The 12,686-nt window shown below is 70.0% G+C and carries 8 protein-coding genes and 1 pseudogene; 5 read left to right on the top strand and 4 right to left on the bottom strand.

Going from position 1 to position 12,686, the window contains the following annotated elements; genetic code table 11:
• The first annotated feature begins 108 nt into the window (after positions 1–108).
• Both hrpA and BLQ39_RS00040 read left to right on the top strand, forming a co-directional pair.
• Positions 109–4,068 (top strand): ATP-dependent RNA helicase HrpA, encoded by a 3,960-nt coding sequence (hrpA, locus tag BLQ39_RS00045; protein ID WP_135109346.1) that lies wholly within the window; start codon positions 109–111, stop codon positions 4,066–4,068.
• A 236-nt stretch (positions 4,069–4,304) separates the two neighbouring features.
• Positions 4,305–5,999 (top strand): glycoside hydrolase domain-containing protein, encoded by a 1,695-nt coding sequence (locus BLQ39_RS00040; protein ID WP_092321050.1) that lies wholly within the window; start codon positions 4,305–4,307, stop codon positions 5,997–5,999.
• 119 nt (positions 6,000–6,118) lie between these two features.
• On the opposite strand, the gene BLQ39_RS00035 is transcribed toward BLQ39_RS00040, so the two are convergent.
• From BLQ39_RS00035 to BLQ39_RS00020, 4 genes are all read right to left on the bottom strand, one after another.
• Positions 6,119–6,913, bottom strand: coding sequence for an amino acid ABC transporter ATP-binding protein (locus BLQ39_RS00035; protein ID WP_092321049.1), 795 nt, complete (start codon positions 6,911–6,913; stop codon positions 6,119–6,121).
• A complete protein-coding gene (locus BLQ39_RS00030) occupies positions 6,910–7,935 on the bottom strand; it encodes an amino acid ABC transporter permease (protein ID WP_092321048.1) in 1,026 nt (341 codons plus the stop codon). The genes BLQ39_RS00035 and BLQ39_RS00030 overlap by 4 nt, the downstream gene beginning before the upstream one ends.
• Positions 7,936–7,938: 3 nt before the next feature.
• The gene (locus tag BLQ39_RS00025) at positions 7,939–8,832 is read right to left on the bottom strand and encodes an ABC transporter substrate-binding protein (RefSeq protein WP_092321047.1); all 894 of its coding nucleotides are present in this window, start codon (positions 8,830–8,832) and stop codon (positions 7,939–7,941) included.
• Positions 8,833–8,994: 162 nt separating this feature from the next.
• The gene (locus BLQ39_RS00020) at positions 8,995–9,849 is read right to left on the bottom strand and encodes a sulfurtransferase (RefSeq protein WP_092321046.1); all 855 of its coding nucleotides are present in this window, start codon (positions 9,847–9,849) and stop codon (positions 8,995–8,997) included.
• 131 nt (positions 9,850–9,980) lie between these two features.
• Between BLQ39_RS00020 and BLQ39_RS00015 the strand changes: the two genes are divergently transcribed.
• The 3 genes and pseudogenes from BLQ39_RS00015 to BLQ39_RS00005 form a co-directional block, all read left to right on the top strand.
• Positions 9,981–11,192 (top strand): MFS transporter, encoded by a 1,212-nt coding sequence (locus tag BLQ39_RS00015; RefSeq protein WP_092321045.1) that lies wholly within the window; start codon positions 9,981–9,983, stop codon positions 11,190–11,192.
• A 143-nt stretch (positions 11,193–11,335) separates the two neighbouring features.
• The gene (locus tag BLQ39_RS00010; protein ID WP_135109344.1) at positions 11,336–12,250 is read left to right on the top strand and encodes a hypothetical protein; all 915 of its coding nucleotides are present in this window, start codon (positions 11,336–11,338) and stop codon (positions 12,248–12,250) included.
• Positions 12,251–12,346: 96 nt separating this feature from the next.
• Positions 12,347–12,686 (top strand): annotated as a pseudogene (locus tag BLQ39_RS00005) (helix-turn-helix domain-containing protein); the annotation flags it as partial.

The following is a 12,686-nucleotide window of genomic DNA, read 5'->3' as shown; positions in this document are numbered from 1 at the left end:
GGCCACGGCCTCTTCGCGGGTGGCGCCGCGCGCAGCGAGGCCGGAGAAGGGTGCGCCGTGGACCCGCGCCGGGGAACCATCGCGCCCGGGAAGTACGATTGGGGTGCCATGCTCCCCGTTGCCATCACCTTCCCCGCCGAACTGCCGGTCAGCCAGCGACGGGACGACATCGCCGCCGCCATCCGCGACCACCAGGTCGTCATCCTCGCCGGCGCGACGGGCTCGGGGAAGACCACGCAGCTGCCCAAGATCTGCCTGGAGCTCGGCCGGGAGAGCATCGGTCACACCCAGCCGCGCCGCCTCGCCGCCCGCACGATCGCCGAGCGCATCGCAGAGGAACTCGGCCAGGAGGTCGGCCAGACGGTCGGCTACCAGGTGCGCTTCACCGACCGCGTCGGCGCCGACACCCGGATCAAGCTGATGACCGACGGCATCCTGCTGAACGAAATCCACCGCGACCGGATGCTGCGGAAGTACGACACGATCATCATCGACGAGGCGCACGAGCGCAGCCTCAACATCGACTTCCTGCTCGGTTACCTCCGCCAGCTGCTGCCCCGGCGCCCCGACCTCAAGCTCATCATCACCTCGGCGACCATCGACCCGCAGAGCTTCGCGAAGCATTTCGCCTCAGCCGACGGCACCCCGGCGCCGGTGATCGAGGTCTCCGGCCGCACCTACCCGGTCGAGATCCGCTACCGCGCGCTCGTCGCCGAGGCCATGGACGAGGACGAGACGACGGATGCCGCGCCGGCCGTCGACCGCGACTACATCGAGGGCATCTCCGCCGCGCTCGACGAGCTCGAACGGGAGTCGACCGGCGACGTGCTCGTCTTCCTCAGCGGCGAGACCGAGATCCGGGATGCCGCCGACGCGCTGCAGGGCAAGTTCGCCTCCGGCGGCCGCACCAGCCCGACCGAGATCCTCCCGCTCTACGGCCGGCTCTCCTCCGCCGACCAGCACCGCGTGTTCCAGCCCTCTGCCGTGGCCGGCGTGCGCCGGCGGATCGTGCTCGCCACGAACGTGGCCGAGACCAGCCTCACCGTGCCGGGCATCAAGTACGTGATCGACGCCGGCACCGCCCGGATCAGCCGCTACAGCGTGCGCTCCAAGGTGCAGCGGCTGCCGATCGAGGCGATCTCGCAGGCATCCGCGAACCAGCGATCCGGCCGAAGCGGCCGCACCAGCGACGGCATCGCGATCCGGCTGTACTCCGAGGAGGACTTCACCCGCCGCTCCGAGTACATGGAGCCGGAGATCCTGCGCACGAACCTGGCCGCGGTCATCCTGCAGATGATCTCCCTCGGCCTGGGCGACATCGCCGCGTTCCCCTTCCTTACTCCGCCGGACTCGCGCGGCATCAAGGACGGCCTCGACCTCCTCGCCGAGCTCGGCGCCGTCGCCCCCGGCGCCACCGGGGCCGGCGCAGCGAAACTCACTCGGGTCGGCCAGCAGCTGGCGAAGCTGCCCATCGACCCGCGCTTCGGCCGGATGGTGATCGAGTCGAAGACCCAGGGCACCAGCCGCGAGGTGATGGCAATCGTCGCCGGGCTCACCATCCAGGACCCGCGCGAGCGGCCGCTGGAGCGCCGGGCCCAGGCCGACCAGCAGCACGCCCGCTTCGCCGACCCGACGAGCGACTTCCTCAGCCTGCTCAACCTCTGGAACTACCTCGAGACCCAGCAGAAGGAACTCGGCTCGAGCGCCTTCCGGCGCCTGTGCAAGACCGAGTACCTCAACTACCTGCGCGTGCGGGAGTGGCAGGACGTCTTCCGGCAGCTTCGGCAGCTGGCCAAGCCGCTCGGCCTGCAGATCGGCGAGCCGAGCGCGAACCCCGACGGCATCCACCGGTCGCTGCTGGCCGGCCTCCTGTCGCACATCGGGCTGAAGGACACCGCGAAGAAGGATTACATCGGCGCCCGGCAGCAGCGCTTCGTGCTCTTCCCCGGCTCGGCGCTGGCGAAGAAGCAGCCGAACGCCGTGATGAGCGCCGAGCTGGTCGAGACCAGCCGCCTGTTCGCCCGGATGAACGCCGTCGTCGACCCGGCCTGGGCCGAGGCGCTCGCCGGGGACCTCTGCAAGCGCAGCTACTCCGAACCGCACTGGGAGAAGAAGCAGGGAGCGGCCGTCGTCTACGAGCGGGTCACCCTCTACGGGGTGCCGATCGTGGCCAGGCGGCGCGTGTTGTTCTCCCGGGTCGACCCCGCCTACGCCCGCGAGCTGTTCATCCGGCACGCGCTGGTCGAGGGCGAATGGGATCGGGACCGGGCCGACAACCGCGCAGACAACCCCGTGGAGACCCGCGGCGGCCTGGGCGACAAGGGGCCCAACCGCGGCGGAAACCGGGCCGACGACCGGTCCGGCCGGCCCGCCTCGTCGCGTCCGGGGGCCGGCCCCGGTATGTGGGCGTTCGACCTGGCGAACAAGAAACTGCGCGCCGAACTGGCCGAACTCGAGGAGCGCACCAGGCGCCGCGACATCCTCTTCGACGACGAGGCCATCTTCGAGTTCTACCAGCGGCGCATCCCGGCCGACGTGAATTCCACCCGGTCGTTCGAGGCCTGGTGGCGCACGACAAGGCTCGAGACGCCCGACCTGCTCACGATGACCGCGGACGCCCTGGTCGCCGAGGACACCCCCGAGGTCGACGAGTCGCTGTTCCCACCCACCTGGCAGCAGGGCGACCAGCGATACGCGCTCGGTTACCGGTTCGAACCGGGCGCGGACGACGACGGCGTGACCGTGCGGGTGCCGCTCGCTTTGCTGGCACGGATGTCTCCAGCCGGCTTCGACTGGCAGGTGCCGGGGCTCAGGGCCGAGCTGGTCACGGCGCTGATCAAGTCCCTGCCGAAGGCAATCCGACGCAACGTCGTGCCGGCGGCCGACTGGGCGGCCCGGCTGCTCACCGAACTGCCGCCGGCGCCGGGAGTGGTGTCGACGGTCTCGACCGGCTCCGCCGTCAGCGAGACCGCGTTCACCGAGACGCTCGCCGCGCTGATCCAGAAGCTCATCTACGTGCCGGTTGCCCGGGCGGACTTCGACCTGAGTCGCGTGCCCGCGCACCTGAGGATGACGTTCTCCGTGGTCGACGAGCGCGGCCGCTCGGTCGCCGCCGGCAAGGACCTCGAAGACCTCCAGCGGCGCCTCGGCAGCCGCGTGCGAGAAAGCGTGGCGGCGGCATCCGCGGCCACCCCGAACGCCATTGAGCGCGGCGGCCTGACCACCTGGGACTTCGACGAACTCCCCCGCTTCCTCGACACGAAGCAGGGCGAGAACACGATCCGCGGCTACCCGACCCTGGTCGACGAGGGCACCTCGGTGGCGATCCGGATGATGAGCACCGAGGCCGAGCAGGCCCTCCACCTGCCGACCGGCGTGCGCCGCCTGCTGCTGCTCGCCACCCCGTCTCCGGCGGCGTATGTGCAGCAGCACCTCACCGGCGCGGAGAAGCTCAGCCTGGCCACCAGCCCATATCGCAGCACCGCGGCGCTCTTCGAGGACTGCCTCGCGGCATCCGTCGACGACGTGCTCTTCCGCGTGCGGCCGGGCGGCCAGGTCTTCATGCGGGCCGAGTTCGACAGCATCCGCGACCGCGTCTCGGGGGTCGTGATGGACTCGATGTTCGAAACCGTCGGCCTCGTCGCCCGCGTCCTTGCGGCGAGCCGGGCCGCCGACAAGCTGCTCAAGGCATCCACCAGCATGGCGCTGCTCCCCGCGCTCAGCGACGCCCGCCAGCAGCTCGAGGGCCTCGTCTACCCGGGCTTCGTCAGCGCGACCGGGCTTGCCCAGCTCCGGCACCTGCCGCGCTACCTGGCCGGCATCACCGCCCGGATCACCAAGCTCATCGACAACCCCAGCCGCGACCGGGTCTGGATGAACGAGGTGCAGGCCGCGACGGCCAGGTTCACGGATGCCGGCGGCGCGATCCCCCTGCCTCCCAGCGCGCCGGCCCACCTGGTTCGGGTGCGCTGGATGATTGAGGAGCTGCGGATCAGCCTCTTCGCCCAGGAGCTGAAGGCCGCGGAATCCGTCTCGCTGCAGCGCATCCAAAAGGTACTCGCGGGCTGAGCCGGCCTCCCGCGCTCGCGCCCGCTCACCCGCGTCCCGCCCGCGCTCCCGCGCCCCCGCGCTCGATTGAGTCGCGGACAAAGTACCTTCATTTCGAAATTGAAGGGTGTTTCTCCGCAACTCAGTTGGGTGTCCGCGACTCAGCGCGGGCAGGTCCTCCTTGCCTCCCGCGCGGTGTGGTGCTGCAATGGCCTCATCGCCCCACGCGGGAGTGGGACGCTGGATCGGGGATAGCCATGGACAAGTCATGGCGGGCGCTCGCGGCCGTCGTCGCGGCCACGCTCGCGGCGGCGACGCTCATCGCGCCGGCCGCGCAGGCAAGTCAAGCCACGCAGTCCACGCAGTCCACGCAGTCCACGGTCGAGTCTGCGGCAACCGCTGCAGCCACCGCGCAGGCGCAGGCGTCGGCTGCGCCCATGGCCTCCGCCGCGGCACTCCCGGCCGCGGTCAACGTCCCCGCTCCGGGGACCTATGCCGGACCCGGCTTCGACGCGTGCTCCGCGCCGGCGCCGGATCTCATGGCCGCCTGGCTGACCGCATCCCCCTACCGGGCGGTCGGCATCTACATCGGCGGGGTCAACCGGTTCTGCACCCAGCCGCAGCTCACTCCCGCCTGGGTGAGCGCGCAGCAGGCGGCAGGCTGGCACCTGGTGCCGATCTACCTGGGGCTGCAGCCGTACTGCACGACATCGAACAAGGAGTTCCGGTTCACGGCAGCGAACGCCGCGGCATCCGGCCGGGCCGCCGCCGGCGACGCGGTTGCCCGGGCAAGCGCCCTGGGCCTCGGGCGCGGAAGCGCGATCTTCAACGACATCGAGGCGTACAGCACCACCGATCCGGTCTGCCGCCAGGCGGTGCTCACCTTCCAGAGCGCCTGGACCACCAGGCTGCACGACCTGGGCTACCTCTCCGGCTTCTACAGCAGCCTCTCCTCCGGGGTCGCCGACCAGGTCGCCGTCTACGGCTCGACCGCGTACGTGCGCCCCGATTACCTGTGGTTCGCCCGCTACGACGGCGTCGCCACCGTCGAGAACCCGGCCATTCCCGGCAGCTACTGGCCGCACCGCAGGATCAAGCAGTACCAGAACCCGGCGCTGACCGGCGGCCCGGAAACCTGGGGCGGCAAGACCCTCGAGGTCGACCGCAACCAGCTCGACGTCACCCCGGTGCCCGCGACTGCCTTCGGCGACTTCACCGGCAACGGCTGGTCGGATCTGATCTCCCGCCAGACCGCCACCGGCTACCTGTTCCTCTACCCGGGCAACGGCACCGGGCTCGGCACCCCCACGCGGATCGGTTCGGGCTGGAACGGCCTGGACTCGATCAGCCGGCTCGGTGACTTCAACCGGGACGGCAAGGAGGATGTCCTGGCGCGCGATCCCGTCACCGGCGCCCTGCTGCTCTACCGCGGCACCGGCTCGGGGTTCGTCTCCCGGCTGACGATCGGATCCGGCTGGAACGGCATGCGCGAAATCACCCCGAGCGGCGACATCAACCTCGACGGCTACCCGGACCTGTTCGCCGTGGCGAAGTCGACGGGATGCCTGTACTACTACCGCGGGCGGGGCACGTCGCTCCTTCCCGGCGTGCGTCTTGGCTGCGGCTGGAACGCCATGAGCGAGCTCGTCGGCCTCGGCGACTTCACCCGCGACGGCCGGATCGACCTGGCCGCGCGGACGACCGCGACCGGCGAGCTCTGGCTCTACCCGGGCACGGCCACGGTCCTGGGCGCGCGCAGCCGCATCGGCACGAGCTGGAACACCATGCGCGACCTGGTCGGCGTGGGCGACTTCGACCGCGACGGCTTCACCGACCTCGTCGCGATCAAGTCCGCCACCGGCGAGTTGTTCCGCTATCCCGGCCGGGGAACCTCGCTCGGCACGGCCCTGCGCATCGGCACAAGCTGGACCGGCATGCGCCCCATCCTCTAGCCCCGCCCCCGGCTCATCCCTTCCGCGAAACCGCAGTTGTGCGCGCTAAAACACCCGAATGACGCGCACAACTGCAGTTTCGCGGGAGGGGGCGGCGGGGATGGAAGGGGGGTTAGGGGTTAGAGGACCTTCGAGAGGAAGGCCTGGGTGCGCCGGTGCTGCGGGTTGGAGAGCACCTCGTCGGGATCGCCGGACTCGACGACCACGCCGCCGTCCATGAACACGAGCGAGTCGGCGACCTCGCGGGCGAAGCCCATCTCGTGCGTGACGACGATCATCGTCATGCCCTCCTTGGCGAGCCCCTTCATCACGTCGAGCACCTCACCGACGAGCTCGGGGTCGAGCGCGCTGGTCGGCTCGTCGAAGAGCATCAGCTTGGGCTCCATCGCCAGCGCCCGGGCGATCGCCACCCGCTGCTGTTGGCCGCCGGACAGGTGCGCGGGGTAGTAGTCCGCGCGGTCGGCCAGGCCGACCCTCGCCAGGAGGGCGCGGGCATCCTGCTCGACTCTGGCCTTCGCCATCTTCTTGACCCGCAGCGGAGCCTCCATCACGTTCTCCAGCGCCGTCATGTGCGGAAACAGGTTGAAGCGCTGGAACACCATGCCGATGTCGCGGCGCTGCCTGGCCGCATCCTTGGGCGCCAGCTCGTAGAGCCTGCCGCCGGTCTCGCGGTAACCGATGAGGTCGCCGTCGACCATCAGGCGGCCCGAATTGACCACCTCGAGGTGGTTGATGCAGCGCAGGAACGTGGACTTGCCCGATCCGCTGGGTCCGACGAGGCACATGACCTCGCCGTGCTTCACCTCGAGCGAAATGCTCTTGAGCACCTCGTTCGACCCGAAGCTCTTCGATACGCGGTCGGCCAGCACCATGGGCGCCCGCGCTGCCGCGCTCGGCGTGGTCGCGTCACTCATCGCGGTCCTCCAGGCTCGGTCGGTGGTGGCCCGTCGCCGGGCGGCCGCACAACGGTGGGCTGGCCGGAGCCCAGCGGAACGGCACCGGTGAGGGTGCCCGACATCGTGTCGATCTTGCGGTCCTCACGTGCGCCCACGCCACGCGCGAAGCGCTTCTCCAGGAAGTGCTGGCCCACCATCAGGATCGAGGTGAAGAACAGGTACCAGATCGAGGCGACGATCAGCAGCGGAATCGGGGTGAACGTCTCCGCCGAGATGTCGCGGGAGCGGGTGTAGAGGTCGAAGCTGTAGGGCACGGCCGTCACGAGCGAGGTCGTCTTCAGCATCGAGATGACCTCGTTGCCGGTCGGCGGGATGATCACCCGCATCGACTGCGGCAGGATGACCCGCCACATCGTCTGGAACCAGGTCATGCCGAGCGCGGTCGCGGCCTCGTCCTGGCCCTTGTCCACCGAGAGCAGTCCGGCCCGCACGATTTCGGCCATGTAGGCCGCCTCGTTGAGCGCGAGCCCGATGATCGCCAGGGTGAACGTGCTCAGCGCGGCATTGGTCTCGAAGGAGAACCACGGCTCCATGAACGGGATGCCGATGTCGATCGACGAGTAGATGATCGACAGCAGACCCCAGAACACCAGCTGCACGTACACCGGGGTTCCGCGGAAAACCCACAGGTAGAACCAGGCGAGGCTGTTAACCACGGGGTTCGGGGTCAGCCGCATGACGGCCAGGATCACGCCGAGAATGATGGCGATCACCATCGAGTAGACGGTCAGCTGCAGCGTGTTGAGGGCGGCCTCGCTGATCCGGCGGTCGAAGACATACTTCGCGACGAAGTCCCACTTGTAGGCTTCCCGCCCGGCAGCGTCGACGATGAACAACACGAAGCCGATAACGAGCACGACGGCGAAGACGATGCGCCACGGATGCCGGAGCCGGATCGCCTTGATCGGCTCCGACTCCGTCGCGCCGCCCGCCGGCGGGGTGGCCCCCGCCGCCGGACGGCTGTTGTTCTCGGTGCTCACGCGTTAGCCGTTCGCGGCTGCGTTGATCGTGATCTCGTCGATGCCGCCATCGGAAACGCCCCACGCGTCGAGGATCTCGGCGTAGGAGCCGTCGTCGACCATCGACTGCAGCGCGGCCTGGATCGCCTCGGCCAGCCCGGAGTCCTTGCCGACCGCGATGCCGTAAGGCGCGACGTCGAACGTCTCGCCGGCGAGCTGGAGCTCGCCCTCGGTCTTCGAGATCGCGTACAGGGTGACCGGGGAGTCGGCGCTCATCGCGTCGACCTGGCCGAGCACGACGGCGTTGGTGGCCGCATCCTGGGTGTCGAACGGCTTGATGTCGATCGGCGCCTTGCCGGCGGCGACGCAGGCGTCGCTCTTGGCCGGCACCTCGTCGGTGTGCTCGTAGGTGGTGGCCTGCACGGCGACCTTCAGGCCGCAGGCATCGTCGGGGTCGACGTCATTGCCCTTGGCCGAGGCCCACTGGATGCCCGCGGTGTAGTAGTTGACGAAGTCGACCACCTTCTCCCGCTCGACGTTGTCGGTGAACGAGGAGACTCCGATGTTCACCTTCCCGCCGGTGACGCTGGGGATGATGTTGTCGAACTTCGACACCTGGTACTCCGGCTCGAGGCCGAGCTTGGCGGCGACGGCGGCGGCGATCTCGATGCCCCAGCCGATCGGTGTGCCCGCCTCGTCCTTGAACTCGTTCGGCGCGTAGGTCGGGTCGGTGCCGATGATGAGCGTGCCGGAATCGGCGATCTTCGCGGGGAGCAGCGCGGCGGCGTCGTCATCCTTGGTGACGCTGGTCGTGGGCTCCGCGGATCCGCCGGGGCTGGGCGTCGAGTTGTCGACGCAGCCGCTGAGCAGGAGGACGGCCACGGCCGCAATGGCCGGGAGTGCATATTTTGCGCGCATGGCAAGACCTTCTTCGTAGTTGACGGTGCTGCGGGTTCATCATTGATCCGCGTTCGGGTTTGCGACAGGGATGAGCCTAATACAACCCTTCACGTGCGGATTCCGGCGCAGATAACGTTTTGGAGTAGCCATACCGGTCGCCGGCTGCCACTGTGCGTCCGGCTATGCTCGTCCGCCCGAGTTCCCGGTATCGCCCGTCTCCACGGGCCGTCCCGGCAGGTTCGACCACTGCGACCAGGAGCCGGGGTAGAGCGCCGCCCGGAAACCGGCGATGGTGAGCGCCGCGGCCTGGTGGGCGGCCGTGACACCGGAGCCGCAGTAGACGCCGACGTCGGCGGCATCCGTCGCCCCCAGCGCTTCGAACCGGGCGCGGAGCTCACCAGCCGGCAGGAAGTGCCCCTCGGGGCCGAGGTTCTCGGCCGTCGGCGCGCTGATCGCGCCGGGGATGTGGCCGGCACGAGGGTCGATCGGCTCCGTGTCGCCCCGGTAGCGTTCGGCGGCCCGGGCATCGAGCAGCAGGCCGGTGCCGGGGAAACCGGCTGCGGCATCCGCGTCGAGCGTGGGCAGGCGGCCGTAGGCGAGCGTGACGGTGCCGGGGGCGACGGGCTCTTCGCCCCGGGCGAGCGGCAGGCCGGCGGCGCGCCAGGCCGCCAGCGCCCCATCGAGCAGCAGCACCTCGCGCACGCCGGCGTGGCGCAACAGCCACCAGGCGCGGGCGGAGAAGAGGTTGCCCAGGCCGTCGTAGACGACGACCGTGTCGCCGTCGTTCAGGCCCCACCGGCGGGCGGCCGCCTGCAGCGCGTCGATGGACGGCAGCGGATGCCGCCCGTCGGTCGGCGCGCCGTGGCCGGCCAGCTCCTCGTCCAGGTCGACGTACGCGGCGCCGGGGACGTGGCCGGCGAGGTACTCGGGCCGTCCGGGCGGGCCGCCCAACCGCCAGCGCACATCCAGCACCCGGATGTCGCCGCTCCCGGTCAGTGCCGCGGCAAGCTCCTCGGCCGAAATCAGGGTTCGCATCAGGCCAAGGCTACCCGTTCGGCCCTTCCCTGCGGCGACACAGGGAAACCGCGCGCGGCGGCGGTTCTGCGCCTCTTCCCGCTCCCGCACGGCGGTTTCCTGCGGGCCTTCCGCCAATAGACTTAGGGCTTGTGAGCAGTTACTGGAGCCTTCTGAAGACGCCGGGCGTTGCCCGAGTCATCGGCGCCCAGCTGACGGCACGATTCCCGTTCGGGATGCTCTCGCTCGCCTTCCTCATCCACCTCGAGCAGGTCTACGACTCGTACGGCGCGGCCGGCCTCGTGCTCGGCGCGATGAGCATCGGCCAGGCCATCGCCGGCCCGCTGACCAGCCGGCTGATGGGCCGCTGGGGCATCCGCCCGGTCATCCTGGTCACGATGACGGTCTGCACGATCTCGATCGTGCTGATGGCCCTCCTGCCGCTGGCGGTCTACGGGGTCATGCTGATCGGGTTCCTCGCCGGGCTGTCGATGCCGCCGATCCAGCCGGCCGTGCGCACCATCTACCCCAAGATCGTCAACTCGCGCCAGCTCACCCCGCTGTTCTCGCTGGATGCCTCGGCGCAGGAGATCATCTGGGTGCTCGGCCCCGTGATCGCCACGTTCGTCGCCATCCAGGTCAGCGCCGTGGCCGGCATCCTGCTGGCCGCGGTCTTCCTCGTCGGCGGCGGCCTCTGGTTCGTCTCGCTGCCGGAGGTCGGCCGGGTGCGCATCCCGCGCAGCAAGCGCACCATCGGCGCCGTGCTCAAGAAGCCGCAGGTGCTGCTTAGCACGATCGTCGGCTTCATGCTCGTCGCGGCATGCGCCGCGGTTGAGGCCGGCGTGGTGGCCGCCTTCGGCCACGGCAGCGCGGACTCGGGCTGGGTCCTGGGCATCTTCGCGATCGGGTCACTGATCGGCGGCCTCGCCCTCGGTCACGCCCCGATCGGGCCGTGGGCGCTGGCCGGGCGCATGCTCATCGTCACGGTCGGCCTGGTGCTGGCCTCCTTCGGCCTGGGCTTCTGGTGGCTCTCGGTGACCCTCCTGCTCGCCGGCGTGGGCATCGCCCCCGCCTTCGCCGTGCTGTTCGGCATCGTCTCGGCGAGCGTCAAGTTCAGCGACACCGCCGAGGCGTACGGCTGGGTGGGCACCGGCCAGCTGATCGGGGCCGCCCTCGGCTCCGCGGTCGCCGGCTTCCTGATCGACCACTCCGGGCCCACGTCCGCGATCATCGCCGCCGCCGCCTTCGCCGCCCTGGGCACGCTGATCCCGGCCGTCGGCAGGCGCTGGCATCCCGACCTGCGCGGACGCGACGTGGGCCCGATCCCCGACACCGAGCCCATCCGCACCATCCAGGTCTCCTAGCCCTCCCTTCACCTTCTCGCCCCCTACGCCGAACTGTGAGTTTGGCACCTTCGTGGGCGTCGGGAAGGTGCCAAACTCACAGTTCGGCGAGGGGGTGTGGACAACTTCGGACGAGGGCGCGCGCATCCGTCATCATCATGGGCATGGCCGCCCGAATCGTGCTCCCGCCCGAACTCGCCGACGAACCGTTCTCGGTTCGCCGGGCCCGGGAACTGGGGCTCGGTAAGAGCCGCCTGGGTGGCACCGATCTCGACAAACCGTACCGCGGGCTGCGCACAGTCGCGCCCGCGCCGACGTCGGTGCTTGAGCTCAGCCGCGCCTATGCGACCCGGATGCCGCCCACACACGTGTTCAGCCACGGCACGGCCGCCGTGCTCCACGGCATGCCGCTGCCCGGCCGGCTGGTGCACGAGCGCGTGCTCCACGTGACCGTACCGGCGAAGAACCGGCCGCCGCAGGTAGCGGGGATCGTCGGGCACGAGCTGCAGGCAGTCCTGATGGATGTCGAACTTCTGGACCTGCTGCCGGTCACCTCCCCCCTGCAGACCTGGATCGACCTCGGCCCCCTGCTGACGCGGGGCGAACTCGTCGCGGTCGCCGATTTCCTCTGCGCCGGCCCCACGCCGCGCTACGAGCCGCAGGACCTCCGCGCGGCCGCCGCCCACCTGAAGGGGCGCCGCGGCTGCCGAGCCCTGCGGGAGGCCGCCGCGCTCGCCCGGGCCCGGGTCGACTCCCCCAAGGAGACCGAGGTTCGGATGCTGCTTGTCGACACGGGGCTCCCCGAGCCGGTCGCCAACTTCGAGGTGACTGATGCCGCGGGTCGCGTCATCGCGCGGGTCGACCTCGCCTGGCCGCAATTCCGGCTGTGCATCGAGTACGAGGGCGACATCCACCGCACGGACCGCCTGCGCTTCCGCAGCGACATCACGCGCAGGGAGCGGCTCGAGGACGCCGGCTGGCGCGTCATCCGAATCACCGACGACGACCTGCGGGACGGCGGCCGAGAGCTGCTGCGGCGGGTGCGGTCCGCCCTCGCCGCCCGAGGCTGCCGCGCCTGACCCGCCCACTTCCCCTCGCCGAACTGTGAGTTCGGCACCTTCCCGGGCGGGCAAAGTCATAGGGTCAAAGCAACGCTCTGATTGGTGGAGCGTTTTATGGTCAAGTTGTTTCCGCAGGCTGCTCGTGATGAGTTCGTTGACTTGGTGTGCGCGGGGGTGGGTTTGCGAGAAGCGGGCGCCAGTGTGGGCGCGTCGGTCAACACGGCGACGGTGTGGTGGCGGCAGTCTGTCGGAATGCCTCTTCGACATGCCCGGTCACGCCTCAAGATCGCTCCTGATGCCTCGGAGCACGTCCCGGACGAGTGGCCCGCCGTCGAGCAGGGTGGGGTCCCTCGGCGGTATCGGTCGTTGACCAAATTCGAGCGGGGGATGATCCAGATCGGTCATCGGAACGGGATGACGTATGCCGATATCGGGAAGGCGCTCGGCCGGAACA

It is taken from the genome of Cryobacterium psychrotolerans, assembly GCF_900101115.1.
In the GTDB taxonomy this organism is placed as follows: Bacteria; Actinomycetota; Actinomycetes; order Actinomycetales; family Microbacteriaceae; genus Cryobacterium; species Cryobacterium psychrotolerans.
The sequence above is the reverse complement of the archived record's forward strand: the minus strand, read 5'-3'. Positions and strand labels throughout refer to the sequence as shown.